Origin of the sequence: Gilliamella sp. wkB292 (genome assembly GCF_001690235.1) — a bacterium.
Classification (GTDB): Bacteria; Pseudomonadota; Gammaproteobacteria; order Enterobacterales; family Orbaceae; genus Gilliamella; species Gilliamella apicola_F.
Genome location: NZ_LZGO01000052.1, coordinates 32024 through 53047, shown reverse-complemented (window position 1 = coordinate 53047; position 21024 = coordinate 32024). Strand labels below are relative to the sequence as shown.

19 protein-coding genes are annotated in these 21024 nt (G+C 36.3%); 10 read left to right on the top strand and 9 right to left on the bottom strand.

The window, feature by feature from the left end:
* Positions 1 to 7: 7 nt before the first annotated feature.
* The gene (locus A9G09_RS06175; RefSeq protein ID WP_065634018.1) at positions 8 to 1375 is read right to left on the bottom strand and encodes an L-serine ammonia-lyase; all 1368 of its coding nucleotides are present in this window, start codon (positions 1373 to 1375) and stop codon (positions 8 to 10) included.
* A gap of 254 nt (positions 1376 to 1629) precedes the next feature.
* Positions 1630 to 2934, bottom strand: coding sequence for a serine/threonine transporter (locus A9G09_RS06170; RefSeq protein WP_065634017.1), 1305 nt, complete (start codon positions 2932 to 2934; stop codon positions 1630 to 1632).
* A gap of 356 nt (positions 2935 to 3290) precedes the next feature.
* Here A9G09_RS06170 and proS point away from each other — a divergent pair, with 356 nt between their 5' ends.
* Both proS and A9G09_RS06160 read left to right on the top strand, forming a co-directional pair.
* Positions 3291 to 5012 (top strand): proline--tRNA ligase, encoded by a 1722-nt coding sequence (gene proS, locus A9G09_RS06165; RefSeq protein WP_065634016.1) that lies wholly within the window; start codon positions 3291 to 3293, stop codon positions 5010 to 5012.
* A gap of 752 nt (positions 5013 to 5764) precedes the next feature.
* A complete protein-coding gene (locus tag A9G09_RS06160; RefSeq protein ID WP_065634015.1) occupies positions 5765 to 7222 on the top strand; it encodes a M48 family metalloprotease in 1458 nt (485 codons plus the stop codon).
* A gap of 81 nt (positions 7223 to 7303) precedes the next feature.
* Here A9G09_RS06160 and A9G09_RS06155 read toward each other — a convergent pair whose 3' ends face one another.
* A complete protein-coding gene (locus tag A9G09_RS06155) occupies positions 7304 to 7966 on the bottom strand; it encodes a histidine phosphatase family protein (RefSeq protein ID WP_065634014.1) in 663 nt (220 codons plus the stop codon).
* Positions 7967 to 7990: 24 nt separating this feature from the next.
* Positions 7991 to 8974 carry a 23S rRNA pseudouridine(955/2504/2580) synthase RluC gene (rluC, locus tag A9G09_RS06150; RefSeq protein ID WP_065634013.1) on the bottom strand — a complete coding sequence of 328 codons (984 nt, stop codon included), beginning with the start codon at positions 8972 to 8974 and terminating at the stop codon, positions 7991 to 7993.
* A gap of 149 nt (positions 8975 to 9123) precedes the next feature.
* On the opposite strand from rluC, the gene dsbB reads away from it, so the two are divergent.
* The 4 genes from dsbB (at position 9124) to rapZ (ending at position 11989) form a co-directional block, all read left to right on the top strand.
* Positions 9124 to 9657: a disulfide bond formation protein DsbB gene (gene dsbB / locus A9G09_RS06145; RefSeq protein ID WP_065634012.1), complete on the top strand. Its 534-nt coding sequence runs from the start codon at positions 9124 to 9126 to the stop codon at positions 9655 to 9657.
* A 78-nt stretch (positions 9658 to 9735) separates the two neighbouring features.
* Positions 9736 to 10392, top strand: coding sequence for a bifunctional tRNA pseudouridine(32) synthase/23S rRNA pseudouridine(746) synthase RluA (rluA, locus tag A9G09_RS06140; RefSeq protein WP_065634011.1), 657 nt, complete (start codon positions 9736 to 9738; stop codon positions 10390 to 10392).
* Positions 10393 to 10459: 67 nt separating this feature from the next.
* A complete protein-coding gene (locus tag A9G09_RS06135; RefSeq protein ID WP_065634010.1) occupies positions 10460 to 11056 on the top strand; it encodes an XTP/dITP diphosphatase in 597 nt (198 codons plus the stop codon).
* Positions 11057 to 11140: 84 nt separating this feature from the next.
* Complete coding sequence (gene rapZ / locus A9G09_RS06130) at positions 11141 to 11989, top strand: RNase adapter RapZ (RefSeq protein WP_065634009.1); 849 nt, start codon at positions 11141 to 11143, stop codon at positions 11987 to 11989.
* Here rapZ and A9G09_RS06125 read toward each other — a convergent pair whose 3' ends face one another.
* Together A9G09_RS06125 and envC are read right to left on the bottom strand one after the other, a co-directional pair.
* On the bottom strand, positions 11990 to 12811 hold the full coding sequence (locus A9G09_RS06125) for a divergent polysaccharide deacetylase family protein (protein ID WP_065634008.1): 822 nt from the start codon (positions 12809 to 12811) through the stop codon (positions 11990 to 11992).
* Positions 12811 to 14022: a murein hydrolase activator EnvC gene (envC, locus tag A9G09_RS06120; RefSeq protein ID WP_141671537.1), complete on the bottom strand. Its 1212-nt coding sequence runs from the start codon at positions 14020 to 14022 to the stop codon at positions 12811 to 12813. The genes A9G09_RS06125 and envC overlap by 1 nt, the downstream gene beginning before the upstream one ends.
* Before the next feature lie 209 nt (positions 14023 to 14231).
* On the opposite strand from envC, the gene glyQ reads away from it, so the two are divergent.
* The 4 genes from glyQ to ybaK all read left to right on the top strand — a co-directional run bounded on the left by glyQ (position 14232) and on the right by ybaK (position 18708).
* Positions 14232 to 15164 carry a glycine--tRNA ligase subunit alpha gene (gene glyQ / locus A9G09_RS06115; protein WP_065634006.1) on the top strand — a complete coding sequence of 311 codons (933 nt, stop codon included), beginning with the start codon at positions 14232 to 14234 and terminating at the stop codon, positions 15162 to 15164.
* 9 nt (positions 15165 to 15173) lie between these two features.
* The gene (gene glyS / locus A9G09_RS06110; protein WP_065634005.1) at positions 15174 to 17246 is read left to right on the top strand and encodes a glycine--tRNA ligase subunit beta; all 2073 of its coding nucleotides are present in this window, start codon (positions 15174 to 15176) and stop codon (positions 17244 to 17246) included.
* Between the two features lie 66 nt (positions 17247 to 17312).
* Complete coding sequence (locus tag A9G09_RS06105; RefSeq protein ID WP_065634004.1) at positions 17313 to 18122, top strand: hypothetical protein; 810 nt, start codon at positions 17313 to 17315, stop codon at positions 18120 to 18122.
* 100 nt (positions 18123 to 18222) lie between these two features.
* The gene (ybaK, locus tag A9G09_RS06100; protein ID WP_065634003.1) at positions 18223 to 18708 is read left to right on the top strand and encodes a Cys-tRNA(Pro) deacylase; all 486 of its coding nucleotides are present in this window, start codon (positions 18223 to 18225) and stop codon (positions 18706 to 18708) included.
* A 147-nt stretch (positions 18709 to 18855) separates the two neighbouring features.
* On the opposite strand, the gene A9G09_RS06095 is transcribed toward ybaK, so the two are convergent.
* The 3 genes from A9G09_RS06095 to hemE all read right to left on the bottom strand — a co-directional run bounded on the left by A9G09_RS06095 (position 18856) and on the right by hemE (position 20963).
* Positions 18856 to 19128: an HU family DNA-binding protein gene (locus A9G09_RS06095; protein WP_065634002.1), complete on the bottom strand. Its 273-nt coding sequence runs from the start codon at positions 19126 to 19128 to the stop codon at positions 18856 to 18858.
* A 175-nt stretch (positions 19129 to 19303) separates the two neighbouring features.
* Complete coding sequence (locus A9G09_RS06090; RefSeq protein WP_065634001.1) at positions 19304 to 19897, bottom strand: YjaG family protein; 594 nt, start codon at positions 19895 to 19897, stop codon at positions 19304 to 19306.
* Complete coding sequence (gene hemE, locus A9G09_RS06085) at positions 19890 to 20963, bottom strand: uroporphyrinogen decarboxylase (protein ID WP_065634000.1); 1074 nt, start codon at positions 20961 to 20963, stop codon at positions 19890 to 19892. Before hemE ends, A9G09_RS06090 begins: the two co-directional genes overlap by 8 nt.
* Positions 20964 to 21024 lie beyond the last annotated feature (61 nt).

The window sequence follows — 21024 nt, the reverse complement described above, 5'->3', positions numbered from 1 at the left end:
TAGCTAATTAATTACAGTAAACGGTAATTGCCAGCCCGCCTCGTGATGTTTCACGATATTTAGCATTCATGTCTTTACCGGTTTCATACATTGTTTCAATCACCTTATCAAGCGACACTTTGGCAACTGTTGTGCGCCTTAACGCCATTCGAGTCGCATTAATTGCTTTAACAGAGGCAATTGCATTACGCTCAATGCACGGCACTTGTACTTGCCCTGCAACCGGATCGCAAGTCAAACCTAAATTATGTTCCATAGCAATCTCTGCTGCCATACAAACTTGCTGTGGATTTCCACCTAAAAGCTCGGCAAGGCCCGCAGCAGCCATTGAACAAGCAACACCCACTTCACCTTGGCAGCCCACTTCTGCCCCCGATATCGAAGCATTTTTTTGGTAAAGTTGCCCTATTGCTCCACAAGTTAAAAAGAAACGCATTGAGATTTCAGGCGTAACAGGATTAATAAACTTATCATAATAGGCAAGAACCGCAGGAATAATCCCACATGCGCCATTAGTTGGTGCTGTTACCACCCGTCCACCAGCAGCATTCTCTTCACTCACCGCTAAGGCAAACATATTGACCCAATCAATAATCACCATAGGATCGCTAATAATATTATCTTTAGTGGTCGATAATTGACGGTATAACGAAAACGCACGACGTGGCACTTTAAGTGGGCCCGGTAATAGCCCCTCAGTATTCATTCCCCGTTTTATACAATCTAAAATGGTTTGCCCAACATGATGAAAATAGTTTTCAATCTCTTCATAAGAGTGCAGTTCCAGCTCGTTTTTCATCATAATACTGGAAATAGATAACGAATTATCTTCACACGATTTTAATAGCTGCGCAGCAGTCGAAAATGGGTAAGGCAATAAAACTGGATTTTGATCTTGTTGACCAAATTGTGCTTCTTCAACAATTTTGCCACCGCCAACAGAGTAATAAGTTTTTTGCAACAGCAAATCATCGCCATGATAAGCGCTGAGTGTCATACCATTTTCATGCAATGGTAAAAACTTAGAGTGGAAAATCATACACTCAGCTAGCGGAAAATCAATTTCATAACGATTGTTATAAATCGGCAATCGATTAGTCTGGCTGATTTTTTCAATAAATATCGGAATGTTATCAATATTTACGGTATCGGGTTTTTCACCTGCCAGTCCCATAATAATGGCAATATCTGTTTGATGTCCCTTACCGGTTAATGATAATGAACCATAAACGTCCGCTACAATTTTTGTCACAGACGGCATCAACCCTTTACTTATCAGCTCATCGACAAATGCTTTTCCGGCTCGCATTGGTCCGACTGTATGTGAACTTGACGGCCCAATACCGATTTTAAATATTTCAAATACCGAACTCATATTTTTCCCTTTTCAAAACTCAATGTAACTAAGCCACATTGATAAATACTTTATAGATTACTCAATCAAATTAGATAATAAACATCTGTATTAAACGTTTAACAATCAACAATTAGGGCAGTGCGCCCAATACTTAAAATGAAAATCAAGACTGATTAAAAACATAATTGCCATCAGATCGAAAAATATTTATCCGCCTATTAACCTAAGCGGATTTTTCCTTTAGATGGTCATCATAACGGATAAATTCAAGCTTAAAGCAAATTATAAATAGCAGCTGAAATAGCAATCAATCCCATAATGACAATAAACACATTGCTTAATTTGCCTCGATACTTAGCCAATGCTGGTAATTTGTGAATTGCATACATCGGCATTAAAAATAGAAGTATCGCTAAAATTGGTCCACCCAATGATTCAATTAAACCTAAAATACTTGGATTAAGTGTTGCTATTCCCCAAGCAGTGATAAACATAAAACCAATGGCAATTTTATCTAATTTTGCTGGTGAAATTGTTTTATCACAGCTACGTAGCAATTTATTCACCACCCCATTAAAGCCCTCTTTCCCCCCTAAATAGTGCCCTAAAAATGATTTAGCCATTGCAATAAAAGCAATTGGAGGACCAATATACTCAATCACAGGTGAATTAAATCGGTTTGCCAAATAAGATAATGTCGAAATATTTTGTGCTTTTGCATCCAATAACTCAGCAGGGGTCAAACATAGTGCACAACTAAACACAAAAAACATGACAGTAGCGACCATCATTATATTACTTGCGGCAATAATTCTAGAGCATTTTTGTTCAGCATACACATCGCCATACTCTTTGCGTTTAGCGACAGCTAAAGAAGAGATAATTGGAGAGTGATTAAATGCAAACACCATAACCGGAATAACCAACCACAGCGTCATTAAAATACTTTGACTTCCTTCACTGCCAGCACTAGTAAGTGAAACGTTAGAAAAAATCTCACCATTCCATTCCGGAATTAGAAATAGCGCTAAAATCATCAGAACAGCAATAAACGGAAACACCAAAATCGACATCACTTTGACAATCAGCTCTTCACCAAAGTGAACAATCGACATTAAAAAAGCGACTAATATAAAGGATAATAACGCCCTAGGTATCGATGCCATGCCTAATTGATGTACCATAAAGCTATCAACGGTATTGGTGATCCCAACACTGTAAACCAATAAAATGGGGTAGATAGCAAAAAAATAGAGCACTGTGATAAAGTTACCGGCAGTTCGTCCAAATGCCTCTTCTACAACAACTGTAATATCCCCTTCAGGTTTTTTACCCGATAAAACAAATCGACATAACGCTTGATGGGCAAAAAATGTCATCGGAAAGGCAAGCACTAACATTACTAATAATGGAATTAATCCCCCAACACCTGCGTTTATCGGTAAAAACAGTACGCCAGCACCTATTGCTGTTCCATACAGACTTAGCATCCATAACGTATCACTTTTACGCCACTTGGGTAATTTTGCCTCATTTTTTACCTCACTAGCTTTTCTATTGGCTATGGCATTATCCATATTAATATTCTCCTATACCTAAAAATTTGTGCGTATGATATCAATTTAAAAACGTTACTAAAGTGATCTATATCACACAAATTAACAAAAAATTAAATATAATCAATAAGATAAAGATATCTCTTTTGATACCTAGCCAACCGAAAAATTAATAAAGTATCAATTTTGATACAAAATACGCAAAAATTATTATTGTCAGTGACTAAATTGGTCAGTTTGTTTACTTAAACTCTTTAGGCTAATTACGCCGATGCTAAAAAATAACAATAAAATTGCTTTAGTGTTACGCGCTGTACTGCTAAACTAGCTAACATTTTTATTATATTTATAGATAAATTATTTTTCAGGATAAATGTATGCGAACCAGTAAATATCTTCTTTCTACATTAAAAGAGACTCCAGCAGATGCTGAAGTGATAAGCCATCAATTAATGTTACGTGCCGGCATGATCCGTAAAGTTGCCGCAGGATTATATACTTGGCTGCCCACTGGTTATCGTGTACTTAAAAAAGTTGAAAATATTGTTCGGGAAGAGATGAACAAAGCAGGGGCAATTGAAGTGTTAATGCCAGTTGTGCAACCTGCTGATATTTGGCAAGAGAGTGGTCGTTGGGAACAATATGGTCCAGAGCTATTACGTATCAAAGACCGTGGTGACCGTGATTTTGTATTAGGCCCAACCCATGAGGAAGTGATCACTGACTTACTTCGTAATGAAGTCAGTTCGTATAAACAATTACCGCTTAATGTTTATCAAATTCAAACCAAATTCCGCGACGAAGTCCGTCCACGATTTGGGGTAATGCGTTCGCGTGAATTTATTATGAAGGATGCTTATTCGTTTCATACTTCACAAGAATCTTTACAAGAAACCTATGATGATATGTATAAAGCCTATAGTGCAGTATTTACTCGTGCCGGATTAAACTTTAGAGCGGTGCGTGCCGATACAGGCTCAATTGGCGGTAACTGGTCTCACGAATTCCAAGTATTAGCTGATAGCGGTGAAGATGATATTGTCTTTTCAACTGAATCTGATTACGCCGCTAATATCGAGATGGCACAAGCATTAGCACCAACGCAAAGCCGCTTAGCACCAACTAAAGTGATGGAACTCATTGATACACCTAATGCAAAAACGATTGATGAGTTAGTTGCACAATTTAATTTACCAATTGAGAAAACAGTCAAAACACTCATGGTTAAGGCGACGAAAGAGAGTGGGCACCAACTTGTTGCTTTATTAGTTCGTGGTGATCACACGTTGAACGAAATCAAAGCGGAAAAAATTGATATTGTGGCATCACCGCTTGAATTTGCAACTGAAGAGGAAATTCGAGCAATTGTCAATGCTGGGCCTGGTTCATTAGGTCCTGTTAATCTTAATATGCCAATCATTATTGACCGTGATGTAGCAATAATGAGTGACTTTAGTGCCGGTGCGAATATCGACCATAAACATTACGTTAATATCAATTGGGAGCGCGATGTTGCATTACCAAGAGTCGAAGATATCCGTAATGTGGTGGAAGGCGATATTAGCCCTGATGGTAAAGGAACATTACAGATTAAACGTGGTATCGAAGTTGGGCATATTTTCCAACTTGGTACGAAGTATTCAGAAGCAATGAAAGCAACGGTCCAAGGCGAAGATGGACAAAACCACGTAATGATTATGGGCTGTTATGGTATTGGGGTTAGCCGAATTGTTGCAGCAGCAATCGAACAATGCCATGATGATCGAGGTATTGTATGGCCAGAAGCTATAGCGCCATTTAGCGTGGTCATCATCCCAATGAACATGCATAAGTCAGAAAAAGTACAAGCAACAGCAGAAAAACTGTATGCTGATTTACAAGCCTCTGGCATTGAAGTTTTATTTGACGATCGTAAAGAGCGACCAGGTGTGATGTTTGCCGATGCAGAGTTAATTGGTATTCCACATACTATTGTTATTGGTGAACGCAATCTTGAAAATGGTGAAGTGGAATATAAACATCGCAGTGGTGGTGATAAGCAAATGATAAAAATTAACGATATTGTTGAATTTATCAAAAATCGTCAAAGTAAAGCATAAAACCATTGCTGATTTAATCTTAATAATGTTAAAGAAAGCACAACACTTAATCACTCTTATTGTTTGAGTTTTAAAAAATAGGGTTATATTATTGTTGTGTTTTCTAACGTTATCAATACAAAGTGAAACTTCACTCACAATAACCCAATAATTTTTATCAAATTGCAATGATATTTGTCGATCAAAACAGCCGACTATAAAGCAGATACAATATCTGAATAAGCTAGGTTTTAAAACCATAATCAACTTGCGTGTATTGCATAGTGATCGGGATAGCTTGAATAATACCGATCTTACCGAAGTTTGGATTAAGATACGGACTAGTCATATTACCGACGAAAAAATGATTGTAATACTTAAAGCCTTTAAACAATCACCAAACCAATATTAGTTCATTATTGGCATGGTAGTAAACGAACTGGTGTGACCCTTGCTACATATACCGTGTAGTTTTTCAATTGGGCTAAATCTGAAGCTATTAATCAATTAATTCAGCCTGAATTCGGTCATCACTATAATGTGTACCCGAATATTATTAAGTATATAAAACAGTTGATATTGAAAATATTCGCCAAGCAGCATTTCAATAATTTTTCAGTAAATTAGTTTAAAATAGCTTTCCCTAAGTAAGTAATTACACGCGTGAGTTAATCTCTTTTCAATATTCGTATTGAATTAAAATTGACAGTGATATTGCGTTTTTTTTCAGCTAAAATAAGGCAATCTAATTGTTAATTTAAGTGGTCTATATAATGTTAAAAAAAGCAATCGCATTAGCTCTCACTTCCTCATTATTGTTGCAAAACTCTCCGTTAGTTTTTGCTGATAACATTAACCTGCCAGATATGGGAACCGCTGCTGCATCAACCTTAAGCATCGGTCAAGAGATGGAAATGGGTGATTATTATATGCGTTTGCTCCGAGCCGATGCCCCTATTATCAATGATCCTGTGCTCAATCAATATATTAATGATTTAGGTAAAAAACTTGTGTCAAAAGCGGAATCAGTCCAAACACCTTTTCATTTTTATATTATGCGCAGTGATGTCTTAAATGCGTTTGCCTTTTTTGGCGGTAATGTGGTGATTCATTCTAAACTGATTTTAGATACTGATAATGAAAGTCAATTAGCTTCAGTTATGGCGCACGAAATCGGCCATGTGACTCAACGTCACTTAGCCAGAGCAATGGAAAACCAAAACCGTAATAGTCCTTATGTTTGGGGAGCAGCATTAGGCTCATTACTACTTACGCTGGCGAATCCTGATGCTGGAATGGCCGCGATGACAAGTACGATGGCAGGTTCTGCACAAAACACAATCAGTTTTACACAGGCTAATGAACAAGAAGCCGATCGCGTTGGGCTTAGAACATTGGCTAAGGCAGGATTTGATCCTTATGCTTCATCTGAATTTTTACAAAAATTAGCTGATCAAACACGTTTTAGCAGTAAACCACCTGAGATTTTACTCACTCACCCACTACCAAATAGTCGTTTATCTGATATTCGTAGCCGTTCTATGCAATATAGTAAAAAAGAGCTACCTCCCTCTTTAAACTACTATTTAGCAAAAGCGCGTTTGGCTATTTTAATAACTAATAATCAAAATACCGGTAAATTATTAATTGAAGATTACAAAAAGCTGAATAATGAACAAAGTAAGATTGCTTTAGTTTATGCTAATGCTCTGTTTGATTATCGTAATAACAATTACCAAAAAGCCAAACAACAACTTCAACCATTACTAGATAATGATCCAAATAATCTGTGGTACATCGATTTAATGACAGATATTGATCTAGACATGAATAATAATGCAGCAGCGATTAATCGGTTACAAACTGCTTTAAAAAAATCCCCAGATAGTTCAGCATTACAATTAAACTTGGCTAACGCTTACGTCAAAAATCGTAATTATCAACAAGCGGTTAGCTTATTACACCGCTATACCTTTGATCATAGTGATGATACAAATGGTTGGGATCTACTAATTACAGCTTATGGTGGATTAAACTCAAGGGCAAAAGAAATGAGTGCAAGAGCTGAACTTGTTGCATTAGAGGGGCAATTTCAACAATCTATTCAATTACTGCAAAATGCCAAAAAACAAACTAATGGCGATCAAACGATGATATCGAAGATTGATGCCAGAATAAATCAGTTACAACAACTTCAAAAACGTTACGCCCCTTATAGTAAAAATAGATAAGTTTACTAATCAGGCTCAATATTTCTCGACTAATGCTATAAAAGGCATTAGTCGAGAAATAAAAATGGGTTAAATTGCTGGTTATTTATCAGCTAAATGATCAACATTATTATAATATTTAACCGTAAATTTGCCTTCTGATTGACCATCTTGCTGCTGATAATTTACTACACTAACACTGGTATTTAACATCCGTGGAAAATAGTCTTCATCCCGATGTAAACGCCAATCACCACCATTTAATACACAAAGTAATAAACGTAACACGGTGCCATGCGAAACAACTAAAATATTACCTTTATCTTCACTGGCATTTTGAGTAATCGTATGCAGTGCACGTTTCATCCGTACCAGTGTATCAAGATAATTTTCACCGTGATTAACAGAAGCATCAAAGTTAGCTGGATCGGTTAGATAAGTATTAAATTCAGGCACTTCTTTTTTCAAATAAGGGACAGATTTTCCTTCCCAAAGACCAAAATCCATCTCACATAAATCTGCTAATTCAAAAGTTGGAATTTTATTATCATTTTCGTGAACGATATAATCACGTGTTTCTTTAGCTCGTAGCTGTGGGCTTGAATAAGCTTGCATAAAAGGAATATGCTTCAAATATTGACCAGTAATTTTCGCGCCCAAAATACCTTGTTCTGTTAACGGTGAATTTTGCGATCCTTGCATCTGATCTTTAATATTCCACTCGGTTTGGCCATGTCTAATTAAGTATAAATTAAGATCTTTCATTCGTCCTCACTCGTTTTTTTCAATTTAAAATTCGGTTTGATGATGCTTTTCTGTTCTAAGATAACTTAAGCATGCTTGTAATTTATCATCCATTGGTGCGCTTAACTGCATATCTTGTAACGTTTTAGGATGAATAAATGTCACATTGGCTGCATGCAAAAATAATCGATTAAGTTTTGTATTGGCAAATAACATATCAAATTGGCTATCACCATAACGATCATCAAATGCAATAGGATGATTGGCATATTGAGTATGTACACGAATCTGATGTGTACGGCCAGTAACAGGACTGGCTTTAATCAACGTTGCAAAATTAAATCTCTCTTCAACTTTAAAACGTGTCTCTGAAGGTTTACCTTCCTTATCGACTTTAACCACTCGTTCGCCACTTTTCAAAACATTTTTAAGTAACGGTGCCTGTATAACTTTGCATTCAGAAGGCCAATCACCTTTTACTAATGCTAAATAGTTCTTTTTCATCTGTTTTAGGCGCAGTTGTTCATGCAGTGCTTTTAATGCTGAACGTTTTTTAGCAATGAGTAACACGCCTGATGTTTCGCGATCGATTCGATGAACCAATTCCAGAAATTTTGCTTCAGGTCTTAATGCTCGAAGCCCTTCAATGACCCCAAAACTTAGACCACTACCACCATGAACAGCAATACCAGAGGGTTTATTAATGGCCAATATCACGTCATCTTCATAAATAATGGCTTTTTCTAAATCGGCAACTTTATTTAATTTAGTTGAGATTTCAGGTGAGGTTTTTTCTGCTACGCGAATAGGCGGTATACGAATTTCATCTCCAATACTGAGCTTATACTCGGGTTTAATGCGTTTTTTATTAACACGCACTTCACCTTTCCTCAGTATGCGATAAATCATACTTTTAGGTACACCTTTCAAATGTGTGATAAGAAAGTTATCAATTCGCTGCGTCACATTTTCTTCTGTGATGATAACAAATGAGACCTGTAATTTTGTTTGTGGAACGTTTGAATCCATAAGAAATGATTAATCCGCCATCAATAAATAAAAGTCGTTTACATTATTCGAAAATAAACTACACTACCACTAATTAAAAATGAAGACAGATTATTTTCGATATAATTAAAGATAGCTAATTATAGCCGAATATGGAGGAATAAAACAGTATGTTATCGTTACTTAATCAATACTCTCGCGCAAGGTTTGCTTGGTTTTTACTCTTCCTCTCAACCATTATTTTTGAATTAACTGCACTTTATTTTCAACACAGCTTAGGACTAGCGCCTTGCACACTGTGTATTTATCAACGTTGCGCCATTTTTGGCATCATGTTAGCCAGTATTATTGGCTTAATTGCACCGAATAATTTTATTTTTAGAATAATGGGGATAGCCATTTGGTTAATTAGTGCATATAAAGGCTTTAACTTAGCAACATTTCACGCCCATTTACAATTCGAACCAAACTTTAGTGACACTTGCGCTATTAATGTTCAGTTTCCATCATGGCTACCTTTAAACGAATGGATACCGGGTCTGTTTAATGCTTACGGCTCGTGTGCAGATAAAATTTGGTCTTTTTTAACCATTGAAATGTCACAATGGATGATTATTATTTTTGCTTGCTATTTTATAGTTGGATTATTCGTGTTTATTGCCCAATTTTTTGCAGTAAACAAAAATACCTTATGGAAAAATTAGGCGTGCTATAAAACTGGCACTTTTTGTTGAGTTTGTTAGAATGTGTGCCAATTTTATCTTATAAATTGTCATACATAAATGCTTTTGGAATATCATCCCCCTATTGACCCTTGGCTCTCTATCTTATACCAAGATGATCATATTGTTGTTGTCAATAAACAACCCGGTATTTTATCGGTGTCGGGCAACAAACCTCAATTTATCGATAGTATTATTCATCGTTTACAGCAAAAATTTAGCTACGTCGAGTCCGTTCATCGATTAGATATGGCAACCAGTGGCATTATGGTTGCCGCTTTATCTAAACTTGCCGATCGAGAAATAAAAAAACAATTTCGAGAACGAATCCCCAAAAAAAATTATATTGCCGTAGTTTATGGACATCTTAAAGATGATAGCGGTCAAGTTGAATTACCGTTGATTTGTGATTGGCCAAACCGTCCACGACAAATGGTCGATTTAGAAAATGGCAAGCCTGCACTGACGTTATATCAAGTCATTTCAAGAAACCCTGATAACACAACTCGGGTTAGCTTATCGCCTTTTACTGGTCGATCACACCAATTACGCGTGCATATGCAAGCACTGGGACATCCTATTTTAGGCGATAAATTTTATGCACACCCTGAAGCCTTTTCTCGTTCTAAAAGATTGTTACTCCATGCGCAATCGTTAACAATTCTCCACCCCAAGACAGGTGAAAGTATGACTTTTAACTGCGATCCCGATTTTTAACGAAACTTATAAATCGAACAACGGTTAACGATAGTTATCAACATAATTTTATGGTAAGGAATTAAAGATGCAAAAAATTGTTTTAGCAACCAATAATCAAGGCAAAGTCAACGAATTGCAAACGCTTTTAGCCGATGCTGGCTTTAATATTGTGGCACAAAAAGAATTTAATGTTCCCGATGTCGATGAAACAGGTTTAACTTTTATCGAAAATGCCATTTTAAAAGCAAGGCATACCGCAAAATTAACAGGACTACCCGCTATTGCAGATGATTCAGGTTTAGTGGTTGATGCCCTTAATGGTGCGCCAGGTATTTATTCTGCACGTTATGCGGGTTGCCATGGTAACGATAAATTAAATAATCAAAAATTACTTTCACAACTACACAATGTTCCAGCAGAAAAGCGCACTGCCTATTTTTATTGTGCCTTGGTTTTTATGCGCCATGATAACGATCCAACGCCAATTATTTGTTTAGGCAAATGGCATGGATTAATCCTAAATCAAGAACAAGGTGAAGGCGGCTTTGGCTATGATCCACTTTTTTATATACCAGAATTAGATTGCACAGCAGCCCAACTTAGCAAAGAGCATAAAAGCCAGATTTCACATCGTGGTCAAGCATTAAAACAGTTAATTACTAAAATAAAATCCGAATATTAATCGCAATATCATCGATATATGAAATTGCATCTTGTTGAGTAAACGGTATATACTTAAGTTAATTAGCATATTGGAGTTAACATTGTGATTCTCATGATTGTTAGTGGCCGTTCAGGTTCAGGGAAATCGATTGCACTACGTGCACTAGAAGATATGGGTTTTTATTGTGTGGATAACATCCCTGTTGTGCTATTGCCACAATTAGCCGATTCATTAAAGAACAATAATACCCCCGTTGCCGTTAGCATTGATATTCGCAATTTACCGCCAAATTTTGATTTTAACCGCGACATTTTGCAACAATTGCCAAACTCTGTCACACCCGAGATTATCTTCTTTGACTGTAGCCGCAATACCCTAATTCGTCGTTATAGCGAAACCAGACGAATCCATCCCTTAACCAATCAAAAATACTCACTTGAAGAAGCAATCGATCTTGAAGAAAAATATTTAGAATCATTAAAATCAAATGCAAGTTTGGTCATCAATACTGATAATCTTTCAGTGCATCAACTATCAGACATTTTACGAACACGCATTTTAGGTAAAAAAGAACGTGAATTAACCATGATCTTTGAATCCTTTGGTTTTAAACATGGTTTGCCGGTCGATGCCGATTTTGTTTTTGATGTCCGCTTTTTACCCAATCCCCATTGGGATATTGCACTACGTCCCCTAACTGGATTAGATGAGCCAGTAAAAAAATATCTATTTCAGCATGATGAAGTGACTAATTTTATCTATCAAACCGCCAGTTATTTACAGCAATGGTTACCGATGTTAGAAAAAAATAATCGTAGCTATTTAACCATTGCTATTGGTTGTACCGGAGGCCAACATCGCTCCGTTTTTATTGCTGAACAGCTGGCTGAATTTTTTAAAGCACAAAATAAGCAAGTACAAATTCGGCACCGAACCTTAGAAAAAAAATAATTATTCGTTTTCGGTATGATAAAAATGCCAAACTTGATCGCAGCGCTGTTTGTATCTGTCTATAATATCTTTTAACGTTGCTTTTGGCTTTATTAGTTCAGGTTGCGGTGTAACAAGCTGACTGACTTTGATTAATGTTATATCTGAAGGCAATTGCGCTAATCTATTTTTCAATACATTGAGTGTCTGTGGATGAGGATGACCAATGGCAATGGCAACCCCTTTTTTACGAGCAACTTGAATAGCTAATTCAAATTGCTGGCTAATAGCATGTTCATTTTGCTGATCATCTAAAAATACATCGCGCACAACTACAGGGATATTATAGGCGCTCGCTGCTGTTTTGACGGCAGTTTTTCCAATCGTTTTACTATCTAAAAAAAACATAGAATGTGGGCTGAGTGCTTTCATAACATATTGCATGCCATTAAGATTGGATGTCATTAAACTGCCCATATGATTATTAACACCAATAGCATGAGGTACACGCTCAATAGCATTATTCACAATGCGATTAACCTCAGTTTCGCTCATAGTGGGAAACAACGTATCTTTTTCAAGTGGCTGCTTACCCATTGGTGCCATGGGTAAGTGTATAATCACATCATTCCCATGTTCATGAGCCATATTAGCGATACGTTTTGCATTAGGTGAATGGGGTAAAACAGCAACTGTTATATTGGTTGATAATGCTATAATTTGCTCTTCATTATGTTGCCGATAACCAAAATCATCAATAACCAGAGCTAATTGTGCCGCAAAAGTAAGGCTTGAATTAAAAAATAATAGACTTATAAGTATGTAAATGATTGAACGATGCACTATTTTAACCAACCTTTAGGATCTAACGCTTTACCATCTCGGCGAATCTCAAAATAGAGTCCTGAACTATTTTGACCACCACTTGAACCAACTAAAGCAATGGCTTGTCCAGTGGAGATTTTATCGCCGACATCGACTAAAACACGTTGGTTGTAACCATATAAACTCATATCGCCTTTACCATGCTCTAGTGCAACCACAAAACCATAACCTTGCAACCAACTGGCCAGTATCACTCGACCATCAGCGATTGCCTTAACTTGGGTACCATCCTTCGCATTAATTACCATACCTTTCCAATACAGTTCACCTTGCAGTGACTCGCCAAATCGATGTACGACTGGACCTGTGACCGGCCAATTAAATTGGTGTTGTGGTTTACCTATACCACTCACACGCGCCATTAATGCCCGTTCATCAGAATTTAAAGTGTAGTTGGTATTTTTTTGTTTCTGCTCAATATGTTTTGCCTGTCTTGCTTCTTCTTCAGCTAATCGTCGACTCTCTTTTTCAGCTTGAGCAATTTTTGCTTGTAACTTGGCTTCATTTTCGTGCAATTGAGCCAATTTTTGTTGATTGACCTGCATAGATGATTCGAGCGAAGTAATGGTTTTTTGTCGATCTTGACGGTTTTTTTCAAGGCCAACTTGTTCTTGTTTCTGTTTGGTTTGTAATGCTTGCTGTGAAATTTGTTTATTTTGTAACGTTAATTTTTTTTCGTTTAACTGTAATTGCGTTTCACGAAGTTCGTTAATCAGTTGCTGTCTAGCTTGATTAATATAACCATAATAATTAATCAGCCGTTCATTACGCTCACTTTGTTCACTGGCAAAAATCAGCGATAACCCTGTTGTTTTCCCTAATTTAAATGCGCTTTCAAGTTGTTTAGATAACGCATCTCGCTGTTGTTGTTGCTTGATATTTAATTGTTCAATTTGTTTAATTAACCGATTAATTTCACTATCGATTTTTTTTAAAGTTAAATCGTTTTTCTCAATTGAAGTCAATAATTTTGCAATTTCTGTTTCTTGCTGTTTAAGATCATTAACTAACTGGTTTCGCTCTTTTTTTTGCTCAGCTAAACGATTTTCTTGTTCTTGAATTGAACGACGCAAAGTCTGTAACTGCTGATTATCATCAGCAGCATACGAAACATTAATTTGTGTAAGTCCAATAAAAATAAACGTTAGAAAATATCGATAAATAGCCATGGCATTATGATAAGTATTGATAACCAAGCAAAAGGGATAAAACACTATACCTAGAAATGCATAAAGATGCAAAACCAAAACTATTTAGATAAGCATTGAGAGTAATTGCAACAGATAGTAATTAGGCATTTCACAAGCTCCAATAAAAAGTATAAAATACAACACTATTTAAATTATCGAACAATCAATTCAACCATAAAGATAACATCATGCAAAAGTTTAATGTCAAAACCTTTCAAGGGTTAATACTAACGTTACAAGATTACTGGGCTAATCAAGGTTGTACGGTGATTCAGCCATTGGATATGGAAGTTGGGGCAGGTACTTCACACCCGATGACGTGTTTACGCGCTCTTGGACCTGAACCCATTAATGCTGCTTACGTTCAGCCATCTCGCCGTCCAACTGATGGACGCTATGGTGAAAACCCTAATAGGTTACAACACTACTATCAATTTCAAGTTATCTTAAAACCCTCTCCAGACAACATTCAAGAGCTCTATCTGGGTTCATTAAAAGAGTTAGGGCTCGACCCAACCGTTAATGATATTCGTTTTGTAGAAGACAACTGGGAAAACCCTACATTAGGTGCTTGGGGACTTGGTTGGGAAGTATGGTTAAATGGGATGGAAGTGACTCAATTTACCTATTTCCAACAAGTGGGTGGCCTTGAGTGTAAACCCGTCACAGGTGAGATCACTTATGGTTTAGAACGCCTTGCGATGTATATTCAAGGTGTCGATAGTGTGTATGATTTGGTTTGGAGTGATGGCGCATTTGGTAAAACCACTTATGGTGATGTATTCCATCAAAATGAAGTTGAGCAATCAACGTATAATTTTGAATATGCCAATATTGATTTTCTATTTTATTGCTTTGAACAACATGAAAAAGAAGCAAAAATGTTGCTTGAATTAGAAAAACCGCTGCCACTACCTGCTTACGAGCGTATTTTAAAAGCTGCGCACTGTTTCAATTTACTTGATGCGCGTAAAGCTATTTCAGTAACTGAGCGGCAACGTTATATATTGCGCATTCGAACATTAACCAAAATGGTTGCTGAAGCATATTATGCATCACGTGAAGCGCTTGGTTTTCCAATGTGCCAAAATTCACCGTCAAATCAAAGTGCATCAAAGTAGGATTTTAATATTATGCAAAAAACATTTTTAGTGGAAATTGGTACCGAAGAGCTACCACCAAAATCACTCCGCACTTTAGCTGAAAGTTTTGCGGCAAATTTTATTGAGCAACTGGACAATGCCAAGTTAGAACATGGCGAAGTACTTTGGTATGCCTCACCACGCCGCTTAGCATTAAAAGTTTTAAATTTAAATGACACTCAACCAGATAGCCAAATTATTAAACGGGGACCGGCTGTTAGTGCAGCATTTGATGCTAATGGTAAACCAACTAAAGCAGCTGAAGGCTGGGCTCGTGGTTGTGGTATTACTGTTGACCAAGCAGAGCGTATTCAAACAGATAAAGGTGAATGGTTATCTTATACCCAAAACCAAAAAGGCCAACCTGTTGTTAACCTATTGTGTGATATGGTTAAAGGCGCGCTAAGCAAATTACCTATTCCAAAACCAATGCGCTGGGCAGCTCGACAAGTTGAATTTATTCGCCCGAGTCATACGGTAACGATGTTATATGGTGATGAGCTAGTACCGGGCACAATTTTAGACATTGAGTCAAACCGCATCATTCGTGGGCATCGTTTTATGGGTGAACAGGAATTCACCATTGATAATGCCGACCAATATCCAGAAATTTTGGAGCAACGCGGTAAAGTTATTGCCGATTATGACAAACGAAAATCAATTATTAAACAACAAGCAGAGCAAGCCGCTGCAAAATTAAATGGTAAAGCTGATTTAACCGAAAGCTTGTTAGAAGAAGTCTCTTCATTGGTTGAATGGCCTGTTGTTTTAACGGCTAAATTTGAAGAAAGATTTTTAGATGTACCAGCTGAATCACTAGTTTATACCATGAAAGGCGATCAAAAATATTTTCCTGTTTATGATAAACAAGGAAAATTATTACCGAATTTTATTTTTGTTGCCAATATCGAATCAAAAGATCCGCAAGTGGTCATTTCAGGTAATGAAAAAGTAGTACGACCACGCTTAGCCGATGCTGAATTTTTTTACAAAACAGATTTAAAACAACGCTTGGAAGATCGTCTACCTCGTTTAGAAACGGTGTTATTCCAACAACAGCTTGGAACAGTCAAAGACAAATCATTACGAATTGAGTCATTAGCGGGTTTTATAGCCGACAAAATTGGGGCTAATGTCGAACAAGCTAAACGTGCAGGTAAACTCACTAAATGCGATTTAGTCACCAATACTGTTTTTGAATTTCCCGAAACACAAGGGATAATGGGTCGTTATTTAGCGCTAAAAGATGGTGAAAGCATTGAAGTTGCCACCGCGATTGAAGAGCAATACAAACCACGTTTTGCTGGGGATGAATTGCCAAGCACTAATGTATCGAGTGCGGTATCAATTGCCGAAAAAATGGATACCTTAGCCGGTATTTTTGGTATAGGGCAACATCCTAAAGGTGATAAAGACCCTTTTGCTTTACGCCGCGCTGCAATTGGTGTTTTGCGTATTATTGTTGAGAATAACTTACCGCTCGATCTTGTCGAATTATCAAATTTTGCCGTTTCATTATATGGTGACAAACTCAACAATAAACAGGTTGTGGAAGATATTGTCAGCTTTATGCAAGGTCGATTCCGAGCCTGGTATCAGGAGCAAGGTTTTACCATTGATACCATACAAGCAGTACTCGCACTTAATCCAACCAAGCCTGCTGATTTTGATGCGCGCATTAAAGCCGTGACACATTTTAGAACACTGCCAGAAGCCTCTTCGCTTGCTGAAGCTAACAAGCGGGTATCAAATATCCTCTCTAAAACAGAATTGGTGATACCTGATGCGGTGAATGCCTCACTACTTGAAGCGGGAGCAGAAGGTGAACTTGCTATGCAAGTAGCAGTATTAACCGATAAATTAGCACCTTATTTTATTCAAGGTCGTTATCAACAAGCTTTAGTAGAATTGTCTGCACTTAAAGCACCTGTTGATGCATTTTTTGCCTCAACCATGGTCATGGCAGATGATGAAAAAATTAAACTTAATCGGTTAGCATTGCTGAAAAAATTGCAAAATTTATTTTTAAAAGTTGCGGATATTTCATTACTACAATCGTAATTTGTAATTTATTTATCACTATAGTGGTAACCAATTAGGTTACCACCTTATTAGTAGGAACGAGACATGCAAACCGAAGTATCTTTTTCTCAAGTATTTAATCAAACAACTAATTTTGTCAAAAACCGTTTTTTACAACTCGTTATCATCAGTTTTATCGTCAGTTTAATCACAACATGTATCAGTAGTTATTTAATTGATCCACAAATGTTTAAACAATTATCGAGCACGACTATGACAGTCGATCAATTATTAATGTATGTATTAAAACCTGCGTTAATTAGTTTGGTCATCACTTTCATCATGCAAGCGATACTACTTGCTGTTGTTTATAACTATTCAATCAACGATAAATTCGATTTTAATCTTATCTTATCTCGAATGTTACCAAATGCACTCAATATCATATGCTTTTACCTAACTTATTTATTTATAATTCTGTTTGCAATGATATTTTTAACATTTATATTTATGATGTTGCAATTTATCCTACCCGCTAAAATGGTAACGTTTTTGTTTGGTGTATTAATCATTGCCGCAATATTACTGATAGTGACAGTTTCTTATTATTTTCAAGGTTCAATTATTGCACCTTCAACAAAAACGTTTATTCAAAATTTTGTAGAAAGTCATAAATATGCCATATCTTATTGGCGATTAACCGTTCCAATGGTTTTAATTTATTGCACGGTATCAATTATCTTTTCTATTGTCGATAGTGCACTTAATAACCTTGTAATAAATATCATCAGCTCAACTTTGCAAATACTCACAAGTATTTTTTGTATTTGTTTCTTCTATCGTCTCAATATTCTGTCAAAGAATGAGCAACTATCACATAACACACCTGAGCAAAATAATAATTTAACTATCTAACATTATTTACGCTTATTCTTAATCACTCTATTAACAAATGCGAATAGAGTGATTAAAATTAGATAATCATTTCTATTATCTAATTCGCTTGGGAAACACTATGACGCCGGCAATTGACCAACTAAAAAAATTGAAAATTCCATTCAAAATTCATCAATATGATCATGATCCTAATCAGACCCATTATGGTCAAGAAGCAGCGAATAAACTCGATCCAAGTTTACACATTACATCTAACCAGATATTTAAAACTTTAGTCGTAACTTTAAATGGAAATGATAAAACATTAGCAGTTTGTGTCGTACCTGTTGATAACCATTTGGATCTAAAAAAAGCTGCAAAAGCATTAAATTGTAAAAAAATAGAGTTAGCCGATGCCCATTTAGCGCAAAAAATCACGGGGTATTTGGTAGGAGGAATCAGTCCATTAGGGCAAAAAAAACAACTCACCACACTGATTGATCTTAGCGCTAATGATCTTAGTTCAATGTTGATATCTGGCGGTAAACGAGGTCTCGAAATCGAAATTAAACCACAAGATCTGGTTAATGCATTACATGCACAATTGGTTGAAATTAAAGCCTAATTTGCTGATCAAATTATGTTGGGTTATTTTAATATTTATACGGTGAGTTAAAACTTGAAATTAGAATGATTGGAAAATACAAAGACCTTAAGGTACTACCTTAAGGTCTAAAATATCCTGTCAAAAGTAAATATCGACAGAAAAAAATTACTTAATTGCTTCTTTCAAGCTTTTACCTGATACGAACGCAGGTACTTTGCCAGCAGCAATTTTGATTTCTTTACCTGTTTTAGGGTTACGGCCGATACGAGCATTTCGATGATTAACTTTGAATGTACCAAAACCAACTAATTGCACTGGATCACCAGCTTTTAATGATTCAGTAATAGCTGCTAAAGTTGCTTCTAATGCAGTTTTAGCTGCAACCTTAGTAATATCCGCTTTGCTAGCAATCGCATCTACAAGTTCTGTTTTATTCATGGAGATATCCTTACATAATTATTTTATTGTTAAAGTTAACATTATAAGCAATGTCAATAACCGACTTTGCCCCTGTAAACAATGTTTAGATTACATTGATGTTAAATGTAGTCTATATTCATCCAATGTTAAAGAAAAATTTAGTAAAAAATAAAAAAATAGGGCATTCAGCGGCTTAATTGCTCAAAAAAACACCAATATTGCTTATTTGAGCCGCCCTAATATCCTCTTTTAAACCCTTTATTAGATCAATTTTGTCATGAGATTCTTCGCGCAATAATCGAAATATTTCCCATTGCAAATCAAATTCTTCAATCACACCCGGTAAATTTAATTGTTCATCTTTGGAAAGATAAGTATCTAATTTTGTCATTTCGAATTCAGCTACTGTGGTTGCCGATATACTACTAACTTTTGCTGTATGTTCAGCAATATCACCCGTTAAATGAGCATGTATAAGCTCACTTAAGGCCTGACAAGCATCAATCGCAGGATAGATCATATAAGCGCTATCTTCATTCACAGTGGGAATAATCGCCTCTAATTTTTCTAATTGTAAATCAAAATTAATTTTAACTTTCTCAACTAATAATGACTCCCACATTAAATCAAGAATGTTTTTATAGCTTTTAGCATCATCTTCATTATGCTGTTGCTTGGTATAATAGACATAATTTGGGTACATTCGTTCACATAAGCAAACCATAAATAAATATTGTTGCCATGGTGCTAATTTTTCAACTCTTAACTGAACTGGATTTTTAATCATAATGAAACCTTTTAGACCGCTCGTGTACAGCCTCAATTAAATATTGTACATGCTCTACTGGAATATCTTGGTGAATACCATGCCCTAAATTAAAAATATGACCATTATGGAATCCAAATTCATTAAGAACAGCTTCAACATTCGATTCTATTGTTAACTTTCCGGCATACAACACAGATGGATCTAAATTGCCTTGTACCGCAATGTGTCCTTTTTGGGCAATATGGCTCAAATTTACAGTCCAATCAACACCAATTGCATCACATCCTGTATTCACAATACTATCTAACCATAACCCACCACCTTTGGTAAAAAGTGTGACTGGCACATAGGAAGAAATAGCTTGAGTTTTATGACCTCGTTTTAATTTTGATAAAATTAACTGCATATAATGCAGTGAAAACGTTTGATAACATTGATGGCTTAAAACGCCACCCCAAGTATCAAATATCATGAGTGATTGAGCGCCCGCTTCTATTTGAGCATTTAAATATAACGCGATGCTTTCAGCGAGCTTCTCAAGAAGTAAATGTAAAACTTTAGGTTTGCTATACAGCATTTTTTTTATTTTAGTAAAGGTTTTACTACTTCCCCCTTCAATCATATAAGTTGCTAATGTCCATGGGCTACCCGAAAATCCAATTAACGGAACTTTACCATTAAGTTCCTTTTTGGTTAGGCTGATTGCATCCATCACATATCTTAATGAATCATTTGGGTCGGGAATGGGTAACTGCTCAATATCTGACAAACTCGATATTGTTTGACTAAATTTTGGACCTTCACCCGCCTCAAAATACAAACCTAATCCCATTGCATCAGGTATGGTCAATATATCAGAAAAAATAATAGCCGCATCAAGATCAAAACGCTTTAAGGGTTGTAAAGTCGCTTCACATGCCAGTTCTGGTGTTTGGCACATAGTCATAAAATTACCCGCCTTTGCACGTAACTGTCTATACTCAGGTAAATAGCGTCCAGCCTGACGCATCATCCAAACAGGCGTATAATCAACAGGTAGACACTGTAATGCGCGTAAATAACGATCATTTTTTAATTGGCTCATAATATCCGCTCTTTAAGTAACTATTATATTATGTCAAGCAATTCAAGGTTAACATTACGTA

What these genes read in the sequence shown, in the direction of transcription:
- proS (WP_065634016.1), top strand. Translation starts at nt 3,291, where the DNA reads ATGCGAACCAGTAAATATCTTCTTTCTACATTAAAAGAGACTCCAGCA.
- A9G09_RS06160 (WP_065634015.1), top strand. Translation starts at nt 5,765, where the DNA reads ATGTTAAAAAAAGCAATCGCATTAGCTCTCACTTCCTCATTATTGTTG.
- ybaK (WP_065634003.1), top strand. Translation starts at nt 18,223, where the DNA reads ATGACGCCGGCAATTGACCAACTAAAAAAATTGAAAATTCCATTCAAA.
- A9G09_RS06175 (WP_065634018.1), bottom strand. Translation starts at nt 1,375, where the DNA reads ATGAGTTCGGTATTTGAAATATTTAAAATCGGTATTGGGCCGTCAAGT.
- rluC (WP_065634013.1), bottom strand. Translation starts at nt 8,974, where the DNA reads ATGGATTCAAACGTTCCACAAACAAAATTACAGGTCTCATTTGTTATC.
- A9G09_RS06135 (WP_065634010.1), top strand. Translation starts at nt 10,460, where the DNA reads ATGCAAAAAATTGTTTTAGCAACCAATAATCAAGGCAAAGTCAACGAA.
- rluA (WP_065634011.1), top strand. Translation starts at nt 9,736, where the DNA reads ATGCTTTTGGAATATCATCCCCCTATTGACCCTTGGCTCTCTATCTTA.
- A9G09_RS06155 (WP_065634014.1), bottom strand. Translation starts at nt 7,966, where the DNA reads ATGAAAGATCTTAATTTATACTTAATTAGACATGGCCAAACCGAGTGG.
- glyQ (WP_065634006.1), top strand. Translation starts at nt 14,232, where the DNA reads ATGCAAAAGTTTAATGTCAAAACCTTTCAAGGGTTAATACTAACGTTA.
- A9G09_RS06095 (WP_065634002.1), bottom strand. Translation starts at nt 19,128, where the DNA reads ATGAATAAAACAGAACTTGTAGATGCGATTGCTAGCAAAGCGGATATT.
- A9G09_RS06105 (WP_065634004.1), top strand. Translation starts at nt 17,313, where the DNA reads ATGCAAACCGAAGTATCTTTTTCTCAAGTATTTAATCAAACAACTAAT.
- A9G09_RS06090 (WP_065634001.1), bottom strand. Translation starts at nt 19,897, where the DNA reads ATGATTAAAAATCCAGTTCAGTTAAGAGTTGAAAAATTAGCACCATGG.
- envC (WP_141671537.1), bottom strand. Translation starts at nt 14,022, where the DNA reads ATGGCTATTTATCGATATTTTCTAACGTTTATTTTTATTGGACTTACA.
- A9G09_RS06170 (WP_065634017.1), bottom strand. Translation starts at nt 2,934, where the DNA reads ATGGATAATGCCATAGCCAATAGAAAAGCTAGTGAGGTAAAAAATGAG.
- hemE (WP_065634000.1), bottom strand. Translation starts at nt 20,963, where the DNA reads ATGAGCCAATTAAAAAATGATCGTTATTTACGCGCATTACAGTGTCTA.
- dsbB (WP_065634012.1), top strand. Translation starts at nt 9,124, where the DNA reads ATGTTATCGTTACTTAATCAATACTCTCGCGCAAGGTTTGCTTGGTTT.